The organism is Bacillus sp. ISL-45, from assembly GCF_018613195.1.
GTDB lineage: Bacteria > Bacillota > Bacilli > Bacillales > Cytobacillaceae > Mesobacillus.
Genome location: NZ_JAGGQQ010000002.1, coordinates 13,496 through 30,404, shown reverse-complemented (window position 1 = coordinate 30,404; position 16,909 = coordinate 13,496). Strand labels below are relative to the sequence as shown.

The 16,909-nt window shown below is 42.4% G+C and carries 16 protein-coding genes and 1 riboswitch; of the genes, 2 read left to right on the top strand and 14 right to left on the bottom strand.

The genetic code is table 11. The annotated features are described in order from the left end of the window. Positions 1-183: 183 nt before the first annotated feature. The 7 genes from J7E35_RS01360 to J7E35_RS01330 all read right to left on the bottom strand — a co-directional run bounded on the left by J7E35_RS01360 (position 184) and on the right by J7E35_RS01330 (position 6,452). Positions 184-1,071: a helix-turn-helix domain-containing protein gene (locus tag J7E35_RS01360; RefSeq protein WP_214776428.1), complete on the bottom strand. Its 888-nt coding sequence runs from the start codon at positions 1,069-1,071 to the stop codon at positions 184-186. A gap of 107 nt (positions 1,072-1,178) precedes the next feature. Further along, the gene (locus tag J7E35_RS01355; protein ID WP_214776427.1) at positions 1,179-1,334 is read right to left on the bottom strand and encodes a hypothetical protein; all 156 of its coding nucleotides are present in this window, start codon (positions 1,332-1,334) and stop codon (positions 1,179-1,181) included. Further along, positions 1,334-2,590: a Ger(x)C family spore germination protein gene (locus tag J7E35_RS01350; RefSeq protein WP_214776426.1), complete on the bottom strand. Its 1,257-nt coding sequence runs from the start codon at positions 2,588-2,590 to the stop codon at positions 1,334-1,336. Before J7E35_RS01350 ends, J7E35_RS01355 begins: the two co-directional genes overlap by 1 nt. After that, entirely contained in the window at positions 2,565-3,674 is a 1,110-nt protein-coding gene (locus J7E35_RS01345; protein WP_214776425.1) for a GerAB/ArcD/ProY family transporter, read from the bottom strand. The genes J7E35_RS01350 and J7E35_RS01345 overlap by 26 nt, the downstream gene beginning before the upstream one ends. 3 nt (positions 3,675-3,677) lie before the next feature. Continuing rightward, positions 3,678-5,222 carry a spore germination protein gene (locus J7E35_RS01340; RefSeq protein WP_251040703.1) on the bottom strand — a complete coding sequence of 515 codons (1,545 nt, stop codon included), beginning with the start codon at positions 5,220-5,222 and terminating at the stop codon, positions 3,678-3,680. 114 nt (positions 5,223-5,336) lie between these two features. Beyond that, positions 5,337-5,927, bottom strand: coding sequence for an undecaprenyl phosphate transporter UptA (gene uptA / locus J7E35_RS01335; protein ID WP_214776424.1), 591 nt, complete (start codon positions 5,925-5,927; stop codon positions 5,337-5,339). A 318-nt stretch (positions 5,928-6,245) separates the two neighbouring features. After that, on the bottom strand, positions 6,246-6,452 hold the full coding sequence (locus J7E35_RS01330; RefSeq protein ID WP_214776423.1) for a hypothetical protein: 207 nt from the start codon (positions 6,450-6,452) through the stop codon (positions 6,246-6,248). Positions 6,453-6,671: 219 nt separating this feature from the next. Here J7E35_RS01330 and J7E35_RS01325 point away from each other — a divergent pair, with 219 nt between their 5' ends. After that, a complete protein-coding gene (locus tag J7E35_RS01325; protein WP_214776422.1) occupies positions 6,672-7,658 on the top strand; it encodes a potassium channel family protein in 987 nt (328 codons plus the stop codon). Here J7E35_RS01325 and J7E35_RS01320 read toward each other — a convergent pair. The 6 genes from J7E35_RS01320 to J7E35_RS01295 all read right to left on the bottom strand — a co-directional run bounded on the left by J7E35_RS01320 (position 7,655) and on the right by J7E35_RS01295 (position 15,176). Further along, the gene (locus J7E35_RS01320; protein ID WP_214776421.1) at positions 7,655-8,062 is read right to left on the bottom strand and encodes a YugN-like family protein; all 408 of its coding nucleotides are present in this window, start codon (positions 8,060-8,062) and stop codon (positions 7,655-7,657) included. The two genes, J7E35_RS01325 and J7E35_RS01320, sit on opposite strands and share 4 nt — an antisense overlap. Positions 8,063-8,350: 288 nt before the next feature. Further along, on the bottom strand, positions 8,351-9,700 hold the full coding sequence (locus J7E35_RS01315; RefSeq protein ID WP_214776420.1) for a glucose-6-phosphate isomerase: 1,350 nt from the start codon (positions 9,698-9,700) through the stop codon (positions 8,351-8,353). Between the two features lie 130 nt (positions 9,701-9,830). After that, positions 9,831-11,258, bottom strand: a complete 1,428-nt coding sequence (locus J7E35_RS01310; protein ID WP_214776419.1) for a sodium/glutamate symporter — start codon at positions 11,256-11,258, stop codon at positions 9,831-9,833. A 71-nt stretch (positions 11,259-11,329) separates the two neighbouring features. Beyond that, positions 11,330-12,013: a class D sortase gene (locus J7E35_RS01305; RefSeq protein WP_214776418.1), complete on the bottom strand. Its 684-nt coding sequence runs from the start codon at positions 12,011-12,013 to the stop codon at positions 11,330-11,332. Positions 12,014-12,068: 55 nt separating this feature from the next. After that, a complete protein-coding gene (locus tag J7E35_RS01300) occupies positions 12,069-13,355 on the bottom strand; it encodes an LPXTG cell wall anchor domain-containing protein (RefSeq protein WP_214776417.1) in 1,287 nt (428 codons plus the stop codon). Between the two features lie 312 nt (positions 13,356-13,667). After that, positions 13,668-13,758, bottom strand: a riboswitch (cyclic di-GMP riboswitch). 254 nt (positions 13,759-14,012) lie between these two features. Beyond that, on the bottom strand, positions 14,013-15,176 hold the full coding sequence (locus J7E35_RS01295; protein ID WP_214776416.1) for an iron-containing alcohol dehydrogenase: 1,164 nt from the start codon (positions 15,174-15,176) through the stop codon (positions 14,013-14,015). A 203-nt stretch (positions 15,177-15,379) separates the two neighbouring features. Here J7E35_RS01295 and J7E35_RS01290 point away from each other — a divergent pair, with 203 nt between their 5' ends. After that, positions 15,380-15,613: a DUF378 domain-containing protein gene (locus J7E35_RS01290; RefSeq protein WP_214776415.1), complete on the top strand. Its 234-nt coding sequence runs from the start codon at positions 15,380-15,382 to the stop codon at positions 15,611-15,613. Positions 15,614-15,678: 65 nt separating this feature from the next. On the opposite strand, the gene J7E35_RS01285 is transcribed toward J7E35_RS01290, so the two are convergent. After that, positions 15,679-16,875 (bottom strand): ornithine--oxo-acid transaminase, encoded by a 1,197-nt coding sequence (locus tag J7E35_RS01285; RefSeq protein ID WP_214776414.1) that lies wholly within the window; start codon positions 16,873-16,875, stop codon positions 15,679-15,681. Between the last annotated feature and the right edge of the window lie 34 nt (positions 16,876-16,909).

Below are 16,909 nucleotides of genomic sequence, written 5' to 3'. Positions count from 1 at the left end.
GCTGTGACGGCAGGTCAGCTACGGTTGTGCCGTCTTGCGAGTGCTGTGACGGCAAATCAGCCAGGCTTCTGTCCGCAGAATCCAAACCGAAAACACCAGCAAACAATACCGCAAAAAGGGTTATCATCAATGTTCTCTTCATTTTAAACCTCCTCTGCCTGGGTCGATCGTTCATAAAACCAATCAGCAATATTTCAATAATTTTCCCATTTCATTCGTTACTAAGCTGGCAAACTTCTCATTCTGCTGCAGCTTGAAAATCATGATCGCTTTTTCCAGATGTTCCTTACCTTTGTTTTCTTTACCCAATTTTATATAATTCATGCCTGTTTGGTAATAAAGTTCTCCAAATAAATACATATTTTCTTCATATATACAATTGTCGATTCCTTTGCTGCAGTAGATAAGGGATTCTTCATATCTCTCAAGCTTTGACAGTGCCTGGGCAAGGCCGTAGAGAATCCTTAGCCAAATCCTTGAATCCAGTACCTGAGGCAGCCCTGTCAGCTCGTTCAGCGCATTCTGAAAAAGTTCGACAGCCTTGTCCAGGTTCCCGCTATCTTTTTCAATGATGGCCATACTGGTCAAAATCTCAATTTCGCGTTCAGACATTCCAGCCTGTTCCTCATGGGTCATGTCCAATGCCTGGTCAAGCAGGCTGATTGATTTCTGTCGATCCCCTTCAAGATAATAGGTGCAAATCCCCTGGTGCCACACCAAAAATTGATTGAAGGATGTATGTTTGAACAGCGGATTATCCTGCTCCTTCTTAATGATTTCATGAATAGCGGCATAATCCCGCTCTCTTTTATACTTTTTGATTAATTCCGTGACAGCGATTGCGTAATTGTATGTATCAGTGGAAGCAATATCGAAAAAATGGTTAAGCTCTACTTCAAGCTTTGATGCCATCTTGAATAATTGATCGATTGTTGGATATTTCTCTTCTTTTTCAAATTGAATGATATCCACTTCAGAACATATACCCTCAGCCAACTGTGCCTCAGTCAATCCTTTAAAAACTCTAGAAGACCTAAGAATTTCTCCGAAGTTATACCCAACCAGGCTCATCCCTACACCCCATTTATACGTAATTATTTATATATTATCATAGTGTTTGCAAAATTAGAAAATTTGTAGTTGGAAAAGAGCCCAGAATTATCGCTGGGCCCGTACATTCATTGATAGGAAATGTAGTGCAGTGCGATACATGCTAATGCCAACATAATGACGACAACCGATCCGATTTTATTGTTTTGCCGCCAGAGCGTTACTCCAAATAAAAAATAATAGATGATGATTAAAACAATGGCCATCCACATAATTACTACCATTAATCTCTCACCTCTTTTAACTTAGGCAGTTTCGTCTGGCGTCCAAATTCTCCAAATCGAATGGATACATTTACCTTCACTTCTGCCTCAGGATAAGTATGCATCCAATCAAATTCCCGGAACTCCCGAAGAGTGGCAAACTCCTTCCTCATCGGGATCGATAAATCGAAGGTATCCCCTTTAAACTCTTCCTGGCCATATGCAATAAACTCCGTAAAATTTTTTTCTATCGCAGCAGTAAGAGATTTTTTAAGTATTTTAACCTTTTCTCGGTTCTTTGCGTAATTGATCATGCTTGGATCACTGTATACCTCGATAAATAATGGTACATCAATTTCAATGGTCGGCCGCCCGTTTCCCCGGATCAGCTTATATTTATTGCCTCTTTTTTGTGAGATCCTGAGGGACAACTTATATCTTTCATCAAACGGATCTTTAATGGCAGTCAGGATATCCTCAGTCTCCAAGGTGTTGTCTAACAGACTTGATATCCTCGTCTCTTCCCCTGTTATTTTGCCAATCATCTTTCCTTCCTTGAATACTGCTGAGCCTATAAACTGGGCATTGGTAGTCGTGCCCTCCACTTTAATCTCCCCGGCCAGCAAGTCATCATCTGTCGTTTGAATTTCCTCTTTCTCTACTTTTTTAGTGGTAGCATAAATCGCCAGATATAAATCCGCATCGCTCTCTGTGACTCGGAAAAAACTATTCAGGTCCGCTTCGGGAATCATTCCTGTTTCCTGGCCCCGTTCTATCATTAGTTCCAAAAACTTATGGGGTCTGGTTTCAATTCTTGGTTTATTATTTTTTATAAAATCAGCTGCATCCTCCCTGGTAACCATGAATTGTGTACTTCGCTTAATTTCCCGGTCCTTGGTTGCACTGTAAATCACCCTGATAAAATCCGGGTCTCTGGCTAATTCCTCTGAAACGATAATAACCTGCAGAAGGTCATAGGAAATTTCCTTCGCCACTACAGTATTTGCTGTATTCCGCGATGATATAAAATCATCCGCACCAATCGTCACTATCTCCTGCGGCGGCTCATTCGCTCCGCCTGCAGTCTGCTGTGAACCCACCTCAGGATTTGCAATCAGGTATGTAACTTTAACCTTTCCCTCCGCTTTATGCTTATCAAGCCCTATGCCAATTACATATGCTTTATCGTCCAGTTCCTTATGATCCCAGCATCCTGACAGACTCAAAGTGACTGCTATCAGGATAATCAATTTAATTATTATAGAATGAATTTTCATTCTTAAAATCCCCCCGAATTTTTGCCACGACCCACATCAATGGCGGAAGAATCATGAAGGCAGGACTTAATAATACAAGGATTTTTTCCCTTATAGTATAGAGAGTGATGGGTGGTGCATCCGGTGATAATCCTATTAGCAATATTATTGTCGCGATCAAAGGAATCAGATACTCAAACTCCTTAATCTTCAAAATTCCTCCCAGCAATGTTGCGATTAAATATAAATAAAATGAAAAACGGATAAATGTTGCGACCAGCCAAAAGGGGAAAAAGAATGTTTCAACATTTGCTAAGAATCCAATTTGAATAAATCGGATTGTTTCATGAAAAGGGTAGTTCAGCATTTCAGCAGTGGTGTAATCAAATAAAACTACAAACGCCACAAGTGCGAGACTCAGCTCCACCGTTAAAAATCCCAACCCTATTAACGTTCCTTTTTTCATGTCCTTATATGATGAGATGAGTGGCATAATTAACCCAAGGTATAGAAAATCGACAAAAATCGAAACGTTTTTAACAGATGCTTTCGCAACTTCAAGAGGCCCTTCACCCCAAAAAGGGAAAAGGTACCCTAATGTACCTTTCTTAAAAGTAAAAACCAGTGCAATGAACAAAGTGATCTTGATGTATGGAAGCAAGAGCCATGAAACTGACCCAATCTGTTCTATTCCCCTCTTTGCTCCATAAGCGCAAATAACCATCAAGATGATATAAAGGATGATAGCTGGCGTTTTTGTAAAATACATCGAGCCAATAATGTCCACGTAAGTACCTGAGTCAGCAATGACTGCAGTTGTCCCGCCGATTAAAAGGCAAACAGAAATGAAGGTTCCAAAAAATCTGCCGAAAAGATGCAGGAGGATTTCATGCAGATTTTTCCCTCTGTGTGCTGAATATACTTTTATTAGAAAAATGATAGGAAATAAGGACAAAAGACCGATCAGTAGTGTAGCCAACCAGCCAGCATTCTTTGCATTTTCATAAATGATCGCAGGGGTGTCGTCACTTAACTTGGCTCCAATCGTAAGAGAAATAAGCGCGAAATATTCTTTTATGCCAATTTTCCCCTTGTCCTGTCTCATCGCCTAATCTCCAGTAGTCTTTTTTTGTAAATCTGTCGTTTTTAAGAAGCCAGGCCTTAACACTTCATTTTTTGTCAGCCTGCGGAAAATCGTATCCTTCGAAGACTTGTAATTTGGTGACATTGGCGCTAAATACGGGACGCCGAATGATTTGATTGAAACCATATAGAACATGCCGCCAACAAACATTGCAGTCATGCCATAAATACCCATCACCGCTGCGCTCAGAACAAACAGGAAGCGAGTAAGCCTTACAGCAAAATTCAAACTTAAATCACTGACCGCAAACGAACTTAATCCTCCGAGTGCGACAACAATGATAACAATCGGGCTTATAATATTCGCTTCTACGGCAGCCTGTCCAAGGATTAAGGCCCCAACAATACCGATGGTCGGCCCTATCGGACTTGGGACACGCAGCCCTGCTTCCCTGATCAATTCAAAAGCGAGCTCCATGATCAGAATCTCAATCACCGCAGGAAAAGGAACTTTCTCCCGGGACGCAGCAATCGCCAGCAGTAAATCCGGCGGAATCATTTCAGCATGAAAAGTAGTGATTGATACATAAATCGCAGATGTGAAAATAGTGATGAAAAGGGCAGTCATTCTTAACGCCCTCGTGAAGTTTCCATAAAAAAACCTTAGATAATGATCCTCAGGACTGTGAAAAAAAGACCAAAATGTCGCAGGGAGAACAAGGCTGTCGGGCGAATTATCCATTAATAAAACGATATAGCCATCTTCTAAAAAAGAAGCTGCCCTGTCTGGCCTCTCTGTCGCAAGAATGCTTGGAAATAAAGAATAATTCCGCTCCTCAATGTATTCCTCGAGCAGCGAAAGGTTCTGAATCGAATTCACATCCAGGCTGCCAAGTCTTTCCTTGATATTTTCGATCAATTTCTCATTAGCGAGGCCGCGAATATAGAGGACATAAACATCATTATGAGACCGCTGGGAGACTTCCACTGATTCAACGATAAGGTTTTCGTTCCTGATTTTTTTCCTGAGTAAAGAAATGTTCACTACAGCCTTTTCATTGAACGCTTCCTTTGGTCCCTTGATGAGAATTTCACTTTCAGGCTTTTCAATCGCCCTGCTTTGAAAGTCAGGACAGTCCATAATATAAGCCTTCGGTTCTCCATCTAGTATGAGAAGCGCATTTCCTTTGTTAATATCCTTGACTGCATCCTTGTATAAGGAAATTTCCTTTACCATTTGGATTGCAACTATATCCTTCACCTTTTTATCCGAAGCAGTATTTTCCGTTAATGGCTTAAGGATATTTTCTTCTATACTCTTAACATCTGTAATTGTACTGATGAACAATAATGCGGCCTGCTTATTAAACCCGCCAATGTATAATTCACGCAATTTAATATCTTTATTATCAGGAATGCTGTAGAGTTGCTTTAATATTGATACGTTTTCCTGGAGATTCTTGCTGAATCCCTTTTCCTTAAGAGATGTTTGCTCTCCCTCTAGTTTATCGACGGCGGAAGCCGCAGTCCTCTGCTGTTTTGTAATCAGCCTGAGCATTTCCTTTAACATAGCGAACCTTCTCCCTGCCGTCCGGAATATTTTTCCCTTATCTTAACTTTTACTAATCTGCTATGTTTTATGAGTTTTAAGCATGAAAAAAACTCAGGAAATTTCCTGAGCTGGTTAAAGGTTCTTCTGCTTTCGTGCTGCCAGTATGTATACTGCTCCTCCCCCTAACGCAATGATGCTGACAGGGATGAGGAATGGCTTGGCAATGTCCTTGATTCCAGACCAATTTTCACCAAGAACGACTCCTAGATAAAGGAAAAATATTGTCCATGGAATCATTGCGGCAATAGTATAGAGCGTGAACTTGATGGCTGACATACCTGCGATTCCCGCAGGTATTGAAATCGCATGCCGCACGACCGGGATGAACCTCGCCGAGAAAATGACACCCGACCCATATTGGCTGAACCATTTTTCCGATATTTCCAGATGATGCTTGTTGATCAATAAGTATTTCCCGTATTTCTCCAGCATGGGGCGCCCGCCAAAGTATCCAAGCCAGTAGAGGAACAGCTGCGCGACCGTCCCGCCGATGGTTCCGGCAACCACCGCCCCGGTAAAACCAATGGTCCCTTCGGAAATCATATACCCCCCATACCCAAGGACGATTTCACTCGGGATGACCTCAAGCATCAAACCAAGAGCAATCCCAAGATAGCCAAGGCTCGACAGCCAGTCCAGAGCATTCATCATTACATCATGCATTTCACCAACTCCCATTCAGTTTGTTCCTCTTTTTAAAAGGCTCTTTTCTCAAACTTTGTTGCTATTGATTACAAAATATGATTGAATGACCTATATTTCTTCGCAAAGTTGACTCTTTTGTGAGAAAAGAGCATGAAAACTTAATAACGACCTGCAAAATGGCTTACATTACGTTAAAATCGGATTTAGGATTTTAACAACAACCTTTACGAAAACAGCCTTTTAAAAATATATTGAAGGATGTACAAGTTTATCTCTATTTTTCTATGAACATGAAAAAGAACCTGCCATTAAGACAGGTTCTTTTTTGCAGGAACGTCAGCAGCGCCAGCCGCCCCTCAGCAAAATCCTCAGGCCGATATAAATAATCACCAGTGCAAAGATGATGATTACAACAACCCCGACTAATTTTAAGAATGGCAAGCCTAAAAGTGCAGCAAGTGATGCCGGAGCAAATCTGAACAGTACCCATCCAGCCAGGATAGCGGCCAAGAATACAAACAAGTTAGTATTGCTAAACGACATTGATTATCCCTCCTTTTAGTATAGCGTATGAAAGATAATGTTGAATTGGCCGGGCAGATCACATATTATTTAACAATAAATTCAAAATTATATGTTAACTCGTTGAAAGTTAGAATAATCGAAAATAATTCGCAAAATTCCATTCCTTGTTTTTATAGTTAAAATTAAGGGGAATAGTATGTATGATATGTTTTTAATTCAACCAGCAGGAGGATTTCAATGGCAACACATTTGTACCTTCGGTTTATCAGACTTCCAATCATATTAAGAATCTTTTTTATAGCAGTTGGAATGATATGTCTCTTTGGCACGATTATCCACTTGATCGAGCCTAAAAACTTCCCAACGATTTTTGACGGCATCTGGTGGGCAATTATAACTGCGTCAACTGTTGGCTATGGTGATTATGTTCCTCTTACTGTTGCTGGGAGAATTACTGCAATGGCACTCTTATTTGTAGGTACCGGATTTTTATCATCTTATTTCATCAGCCTTTCTGCTGCAGCGGTTACAAAGCAAAACGAATATGCCGAAGGAAAAGCAGGCTATAAAGGTAATGGACATGTCATTATAATAGGCTGGAACGAACGATCCAGGTCGATCATCAGTTCGATTTCAGAAACAAAACAGCCGATTATTCTTATTGATGATTCATTAAAAACCAATCCGCTTAAATACAATCACGTCCAGTTTATTCGCGGGAGGGCAAACAGTGATGATACTTTATTAAAGGCAAATATACATAAAGCAGAAAAGGTGATTATCACTTCGGACCAAGCTCTTGATGAATTACATGCGGATATGAATACGGTCCTTGCTTTGCTGGCAATCAAAGGTCTTAACCCGGATATATATTGTATTGCGGAGATTTTGACAAGCGAACAGGCAAACAATGCCCGAAGAGCCGGAGCCGATGAGCTTATTCAGACAAATACACTGACTAGCGCAGTTATATTGAACAGTATTTTCACTGAAGGCCATGTTAACTCTCTCCTTGATTTTCTGGAGGAGTTAAACGGCAAACACCTTTCTTATATAAAGGCAGCCGATAACACTATTGGCAAGAGTTTTAAGGAAGCCAGTACAACACTGCTCTCGCAACACATTATTTTATTGGGCATTAAAAAAGGGGCTGACGTCATCGTCAACCCTAACGATATTGTTTATATCGAACCAGGAGACTTACTGCTCGCCATTACAAATTAATGATTCAATAGCGATGATTCCACTTCGCGGACAAGCGCCTTTCCGACTTCAATAAACTTATCCGGAAAGCTAGCATCCTTGTCCACAGGCTCCTGAAACTGATTGAAGGCTGCTCTGCCATTCCAGATATAAGCATGATCATCCAATCCACGCTGGTACTTATGCGAAAGCAGAAATGGACGCTGCAATTGCACGGTACAGCCCTTGGAGTCAAGCTGGCCATCAATCGCTTTGAAGGGAATCCTAAGAAATTGGTAACCAACTTCGTCATCAATTTTATAGTCGAAGGCGCCATGATCATAATCCCAGTTTCCCCCGATGGAATATCCTAACGGTTTAAGCAGCTGTTCCAGTTTAAAAAGATCAAAATGTTTGCCTTCAAGCTCAGATTGTAATTCAATCAATGAATTGTCCGCCTTTCCAATGGTTTTTGCTTAGTTTTAACCAAAAGGCCTCTTTTAATGAGTTATGAACGATTGGATTTGGCGGGAGTATGCCTTTAGGCAGGTGATGAAGGATGATGGATTCACAGATAATGGTGAAAGTTTATTTTTATTGGCGGTTTTCACAACTTTATTGGCGGAAATTTATTTTTATTGGCGAACTGGAAATTTCATACGATTTTTTCCAGTTTCAAAAAATAAATTCACACAAAAGGAGCACCCGTTTATATCGGGTGCTCCTTTTCAGCTTTATTTAAGTCTCTTTTCCAGTTCTGCTTTCTTTTCTTCGAAGCCTGGTTTTCCAAGCAATGCGAACATGTTCACTTTGTATGCCTCAACGCCTGGCTGGTCGAATGGATTTACGCCGAGCAGGTAACCGCTCATTGCGCAAGCTTTTTCGAAGAAGTATACAAGGTATCCGAATGTATACTCATCCAACTTTGGAATCGTGAGAACAAGGTTCGGTACGCCTCCATCAGTGTGAGCCAGCATCGTTCCTTCAAACGCTTTATTGTTCACAAAATCAACTGTCTTGCCAGCAAGGTAGTTCAAGCCGTCAAGATCACTTGCAGCTTCTTCAATTGTCAGCTCATGGCGAGGCTTTTCCACCTTGATGATCGTCTCGAACAAGTCACGACGGCCTTCCTGTACATATTGACCAAGTGAGTGAAGGTCAGTAGAGAAGTTTGCTGAAGAAGGATAGATTCCCTTCTGGTCTTTCCCTTCACTTTCGCCGAACAGCTGCTTCCACCATTCAGAGAAGTACTGAAGGGATGGCTCATAGTTGATCAGCATTTCGATTGTCTTGCCTTTATTGTAAAGCGCATTACGGACTGCAGCGTATTGGTAGGCAGGATTTTCTTCAAGCTCTGACTTGCCGAAGTCTTCTCTCGCCTGTGCGGCGCCCTTCATCATCGCTTCGATGTCTGATCCGCTGACAGCGATTGGCAGCAAGCCTACTGCAGTCAAGACGGAATAACGTCCGCCGACATCATCAGGAATCACGAATGATTCATAGCCTTCTTCGTCAGCAAGAGTTTTCAATGCACCGCGGGCTTTATCCGTTGTCGCATAAATGCGCTTGCGTGCTTCTTCTGCTCCATACTTTTCTTCAAGCAGCTTACGGAAAATACGGAATGCGATCGCAGGCTCCGTCGTTGTTCCAGATTTTGAAATGACATTGATGGAGAAATCTTTACCTTCCAAAAGATCCATCACATCTGTCATATAAGTTGAGCTGATGTTGTTGCCGATAAAAATAACCTGCGGTGTCTTGCGTTTTTCTTTTGAAAGAGCGTTATAGAAGCTGTGCTGTAAAAATTCCAGCGCAGCACGTGCACCAAGATAAGATCCGCCAATCCCTACAACGAGCAAGACATCAGAATCACTCTTAATCTTTTCTGCTGACTTCTGGATGCGTGCGAATTCTTCTTTATCATAGTCTACAGGCAGATCGATCCAGCCTAAAAAGTCGCTGCCTGCACCAGTCTTTTCATGTAATGAATGATGGGCTACTTTTACAAAATCCCTTAAGTATGTAACTTCGTGTTCACCAAAAAAGCTAAGCGCCTTTGAGTAATCAAAACGAACATGTGTCATGTCTGATCCTCCATTATTTTATATTCTCTATCACTTTATCGAAATGAAACCCAATAATCAAGAAACACTCTCAGATGTAAGCGTGCCCAATTGTGAAATTTTAAGTAAACTTTGTAAAAAGTTTTTTTCATCACGATTGGGCACGCTTATTGTTCTTTTTTCCAAAGTGAAAAATACCGATTGCCAGCCATCCTGCAAACAGGATTCCTGTCCCAATTAAAACCGGAACCGGGCCGAATTGTGCAATCAGAGGCATGGAAGCGGCGGTGAACAGGCCGCCACCGACAATGGGCTCAAACAGGATTTGTTTATAGCCGAAACCCTCGAGAGCAGGTGTTTCTTTTTCCGGATCAACAATCTGCAGTAAGAGCAGGCCTGTTGTTGTCATACCCATCGACTGCCCATATTGAAGAATCCCTCTTTCAAGCCAATATTCTGGCATCACCCTTTTGGCCAGGAAGAAAAAAGCGGCAAGATTAAACGCGATTCCCGCACCGGCAAGGATTAGGAAAGGCAGAAGATGTTCACTGATCGCTGAAATGGATAGAGTAGTGATGGATGCAACGATTAAAATATCAAGGGAAAAGCCCTCAATTCGACTGAGCATTTTCTTATCAATCAGCTTGAAGGGAATAAACCGGTCATATAGCAGCTGGGTTGCCACTCCTCCTAGCAAGGCCATAGGAAACAATGGGACATGCTTGATGATTTCGATATCGTAAGCCGGACCCCAAGTTGTATTTTCCAGTAACAAAAGCCCTTTTAATAAAAGCATCCCTGCGCCGACTGCCACAAAAATGAAAAGGAAGTTGACCGTCAGCGATTCAATTGATTCCGATCTTGTTGATAATTCTCCAGCCGACCGTTCTTCATCCTCAGGATACAGGCCTTTTTGCTCTTGGCCAGAAAGCTCGGAAGCTTTTTTCGCTTCCTTCGCCATACCTTTTTTGATGCCCCAATTGACAATGATAATGCCGGTAATCACACCAGTCAGGATCCCGACTGTTGCCAGGCCTAGGGCAATACTGGCTCCTTCAGAAAAATCGAGTGCCTCGAATGTCCCTCTCATACCGGCAGCTGTACCTGGCCCGCCTTCAAATCCGATTTCAATCAGGCCGCCTGCCATGGGAGGAAGACCGAAAACTGGCTTCAAAATAAAAATCGCCAGAAGGATTCCGACCACATACTGGCCCCATGATACGGTTTGTCCATAGGCAACTTGTGGACCGGCAATCTTCCATATCTTTTTGATCCCGGGAATTTTTTTACCTAAAAAAAGCGAGGCGAAAATAATGGTGATCGCGACTTCAGGAATCGAAAGCATCGCATCGTACACTTTTTCGGGGTATACGCCATTTTCAAGAAATCCTGCTCCAGGAATGATTGACCCTAGCTTCCCCAATGCTTCCTTACTCATTAACAATCCAATTAGACCTGCAATAAGGGAAGTAGGGATAAAATACTTTTGGAAAAAAGGAATCGTCATCCGCAGGAGCATTCCGGCAGCCAGCAAGACTGCAATGAACACAAATGCCAGCAGAACACTGTTAAATTCCATCTTCTCCTCCTAGAATTTATCATTTCTCTTAATCCCATACCCTCTCATGGATGGTAAAAACACAGAATCTATTATGGCTTGATTTTCGCTTTGACAATCAGCCTGTGTGTTGCCGTATCAATAGGCGTACACGTAATGAGAGTAAGAACCTTTTCATCCTGGCTGCCATTGAGTACGGAGGTTTCATGTGGTTCCACCACAAGCGTTTCGTACACTTCATATTGGTAAGTATTATTTTGATCTTTGACCGTCACGGTATCTCCTACGCCTATTTCATCGAGCCGGTTGAACATGCTTCCATAGGATCTGTTTCGATGGGCAGCAATTGCACTGTTGCCAGGCATGCCGGGGGCTGGCGTTCCTTCCAGGAGACCAGCGCCTTTCTCCAAGTTTGCATCCGATGCACCATTCAAAATCGGAATCTTCACGCCAATCTTGTCAATTTCAATGACACCAACCATGCCAGCCCGAGATTTCTGTTTTATTTTTGCTGTGCCAGATGCCGTTCCTTCCTCAGACTCTTGATTTTCAACTTGTGTAATATCACTCACATCGCTCTCCGCCTGGGTTTCTATACTGAATACTTCCTCAAGTTCACTAAGACTCTCAGCAGCCACCGTATTTTCCTGATAGCCGCCTTCCCATTCTTCAATCATATTCTCCTGATTGTAGGAGGTGTAATAATCCTTTGCAGCTGGATACAAGAAGATCGATAGTCCAGCTATTATCAATAATATCGACATTACTTTTCTCATCAATTTCACCTCATAATTAAATAAAGAGGGGAATCATTTCCCCTCCAACTCGAGTTTAGTTCTTCAATGGATTCCTGAACCTTAGCATGACTCCTCCTGCCGCAATCAGGAAGCCCAGTACATAGAACATCGTCCTGCTGCTTTCACCAGTTTGAGGAAGGACCTCACCGTTCCATACTTGTTCATTTGTTGTGCCATCAGATGTATTTCCAGAACCTGAATTATTGCCAGGTGCTGTGGTCTCACTTTCCTCTTCTGTTTCTTCCTCGACTATTTCACCATCCATCTCCCAGTTCACTTGAAGTGTAAGGACACTTTCCACAATTTCCAGAGACTCGATTTCTGAAAGCAAAATCAGCTTTGTCTCACCGTTGCCAGTAATCTCAATGCCACGAATCAATTCCAGTTGGATTTCTTCCGTCAGAGTGAGACTGAAAAGTTCATTGATCCTTTCAAACTCAACTCTCTCCCCGCTCATCATTAGCAGTGTCACTTTTTCAATGTGACTTGTATTCTCATCAATCATAATTTTTATCATAGATAGTAGTGTCATCTTCTCATCCGGTTCAGATGGCTCTTCTGCAGGAATTCCACAGTCATCCAGCCAATAATTAACAGAGCCTTCCGCTTCGACTCCCACTCTTACATCACTGATCGGGACAACCAGCTCTTCACCTGTTGTAAAAATCAGCTTGAATGCCGTAACATCATCTTTAATGAACTCCCCTTCATCAAACGCTTTAAATAAAGGAGAAGAACCTGGATTCGTCATTTCCTCCCACACGCCGCTAACCTGGACATAGGCCGTTTCAACAGGATTGACACACTGATCGATGTGCAGGTGAATCTGGGTGCTTTTATTATCATCGCCTGGCACGGTTCCATCCTCAGCTGGTGTCGACTCATTTTCGCTATCTGCCGGCGTATTTTCTTCTTGGCCATTGTTTTCTTCTGAAGCATTATTTTCTTCTTGGCCATTATTTCCTTCTGTATTTTTTTCCTGATTATCTTCCTGATTTGCACTGGTCTCAGATTCATCAGGATTGTTTGTTTCTTGTTCTGAGTTATTTTTAGTTTGTCCAATTGTCTCAGAGTCGGAATTCTTCTTATTTTCAAGGTCATTTTCCGTAGACGCTGCTTTTACATCACCACCGGACGTTCCCTTTTGGGACATTTCAGCTGATTCATTACTTTTTTGGATCTGTTCACCTTGTTTACTATTTTCTTTAAATTCTGCTTCTTGCTCATTATTTTCGGCAGCAAATGCACCTGTAACCGGGAAAGTGATCGTAAACAAAAACATGATTGCGATTAAAAAAGATAAACGTTTTTTCATTTTCATAATTTCTACTCCTTTTATTTAGGCTCTTTTCGTAAATTTTGTTGCTTTCACGATGAAAGTAAAACCCGGCACCTGGGTTTTTACGAGTCCTAATGTAAATCTAGTCCAGAAGTTTTTCTGAAAAGAGCCCCGATACCTTTAAGGATGCGGGTGTAAGGACTACAACAACAGTCAATACGAAAACAGCCTTTATTTAAAATCAAGCATGATAAATAAACTGAATTTTCAGTTATTTACAAAAGGCATTTTCCCTCCTTTTACAAGTATTCATTCTCTTTTTCTCGACAAAACAACAGCATGAATTCCTCTATCCATGGCAACTAGGACAATCTTAGCTGAATGTGGCAGCCTTAGACTCCTTGTTTTGCGTCCCTGTCTTTCAACAGGTTTGCCCTGAGCATGATGATGTTGATTGTGCTTATGTAAATTGTTCCTACTGCGCCATTGTCTTACATTTAGAGACTTACCACAGTTACCCAGTTACTTAAACATTTAGTCCCAGAAAAAATATTGGTAAATTTTTCTTCAGCTTCTTTTTTTACCCGTAAAAAAGGATGTTTTCAGTGTATCGATGGTTATTTTAAAAAATTCACATAAGTTTTTTTACCCATACAAAAGACAAAGGACCCAGGAAATACTCCCGGGTCCTTTAGATTTTTATAATGACATACGATAAATTTCTTGTACGTCGTCTTTATTCATTTTCGCAAAGTTGCCAAATTCACCGTTCGCCATGGCTTTATCCGCCATCAATTCCAGCTTGCTGTCATCTATATCATAATCAGCAAGGCGTGACGGTGCACCGATGCTGTTCCAGAATTCACGCAGCTTTTCGATTCCTTCCAAGCCAGCTTCTTCGTCAGTCTTGCCTTCTGGGTTCACGCCGAAGACCCTGACAGCCATTTTCTTGAACCGTTCTGGTTTTACCTTAAGATTATGCTTCATCCAGTTCGGGAACAGGATGGCAAGCCCGCCTCCGTGAGGGATATCATATACTGCCGAGACGGCGTGTTCGATATTATGTGTCGCCCAATCGCCGCGGTAACCCATGTTTAGGATTCCATTCAAAGCCATCGTTCCTGAATAAAGGATGGTTGCGCGGTATTCATAGTTCTCCAGGTCCTCAAGCAGCTTCGGAGCTGTTTCCATGACTGTCAAAAGCAAGGATTCGCACATGCGGTCCTGGAATTCGGTATTTTCGGTCAGATGGAAATAATGCTCCAATACATGTGACATCATGTCAACAATTCCATAAATCGTCTGATCCTTCGGAACGGTAAAAGTGTTCACAGGATCAAGGATGGAGAATTTCGGGAATGTGACCGGGCTTCCCCAGCCATACTTTTCATTCGTTTCCCAGTTGGTGATGACAGAACCTGCATTCATTTCCGAGCCTGTGGCTGCCAAAGTGAGGACCGTACCAAATGGAAGAGCTTCTGCAGCCAAAGCTTTCTTGGTGACCAGGTCCCAGGCATCGCCTTCATATTTTGCCCCTGCAGCAATGGCCTTCGTGCAGTCAATAACGCTGCCGCCGCCTACTGCCAACAGGAATTCAATGCCTTCTTCTTTGCAGATTTTCACGCCTTTATGGACAGTCGAGAGACGGGGATTAGGTTCTACACCAGGAAGCTCGAATACTTCCGCGCCAATTTCATTCAGAGTGTCCATGACAGAATCATAAAGACCATTGCGCTTGATGCTGCCGCCTCCATATACAAGAAGCACCTTCTTGCCATACTGAGGGACTTCATTTTTCAGTTGTTCAAGCTGGTCTTTGCCAAATATCAGTTTCGTTGGATTGTAAAAAGTAAAGTTATCCATTTAAATCACCTTCCTCTAGGAATTATTATGTTCTTTTTCAAAAAGCATTGCAAAAAATACACCTCTTAATGTGCTCCAATGTGCTGAAAAAAGTTACAACCTTTTTCAAAAGGGTAGCTAATAAATATAGGGCGGATGAATAATTCATTTCATGCTGAAACAATCTATAAAAGAACAAATTTATTTTTAAGGAGGAAACATCCATGAGCGGTATTCAACGTGCAGCACTTGTACTTACCATTATTGGGGCCATTAACTGGGGCTTAGTAGGATTCTTCCAATTTGACCTTGTTGCAGCTATTTTCGGCGGACAGGATTCAGTATTGTCCCGCATCATCTATGGTCTGGTTGGTATTGCTGGTTTAATAAACATCGGTCTTCTTTTTGCACCAAGCGAAAGAGAAGAGCAAGCAGCAGAACCACGAGCTACTCGGTAACTAAAAATGCGCCTGAATTGGCCAAAAATGAAAAACCCGCCCTATTAAGGCGGGTTTTTACATGTTTATGATAATACTTTTTTAATTCTTTCGATTGCCCAGTCCAGTTCTTCCTGGCTGATGACAAGCGGCGGAGCAAAACGGATGACCGTATCATGCGTTTCTTTGCAGAGCAAGCCTTCTTCTTTTAATTCTTCACAATACTTTCGTGCTGGTTCGGACAGCTCGACGCCAATGAACAGGCCGCGGCCGCGGATATCCTTGATGATGGAATTGTCGATTTCACGCAGTTTGCTGATGAAATATTCACCAAGTTCCAGAGAGCGGTCGGCAAGCTTCTCATCAATCAATACATCCAAAGACGCGATGGAAACAGCGCAGGCCATCGGATTGCCGCCAAAAGTAGACCCGTGGGAACCAGGGTTGAATACTCCCAGTACATCATTGTCGGCTACGACGCATGAAATTGGGAAAACCCCACCGCCAAGCGCTTTTCCAAGAATGTACATATCAGGCTCAATGTCCTCCCATTCACATGCGAACATTTTTCCTGACCTGGCAAGACCGGCTTGGATCTCATCAGCAATGAAAAGGACATTGTTTTCTTTACATACATCGAACGCAGCTTTCATGAAGCCTTCTGGCGGAATGACAATTCCCGCTTCACCCTGAATCGGTTCAATCAGGAAGGCAGCTGTGTTAGGAGTAATTGCTTCTTTAAGTGCGTCAAGGTCTCCGTAAGGAATCAGTTTGATCCCCGGAAGCATCGGCCCGAAACCTCGTTTGTATTCTTCTTCAGATGATAATGAGACCGCCGTCATTGTGCGGCCATGGAAGTTGCCGATACAAGCGATCACTTCAGCCTGGTTATCCGCAACGCCTTTTACATCATAAGCCCAGCGGCGAGCTGCTTTAATAGCCGTTTCAACCGCTTCCGCACCAGTGTTCATCGGCAATGCCATTTCTTTGTTCGTTAACTTGCAAATCTTTTCATACCATGGTCCAAGCTGGTCATTGTGAAAAGCTCTTGAAGTAAGAGTCACGCGATCAGCCTGGTCTTTAAGTGCCTGGATGACCTTAGGATGGCGATGCCCCTGATTGACAGCCGAATACGCGCTCAGCATGTCCATGTATTTGTTGCCTTCAGGATCCTCTACCCAAACTCCCTCTGCCTTCGAAATCACGATTGGCAGCGGATGATAGTTATTCGCACCATACTTTTGAGTCTGCTCGATCAGCGAGCTAGTTTTTGTTGTCGTCATAAATCTTCCTCCGTTCCAATGAAAAATTGGTTAG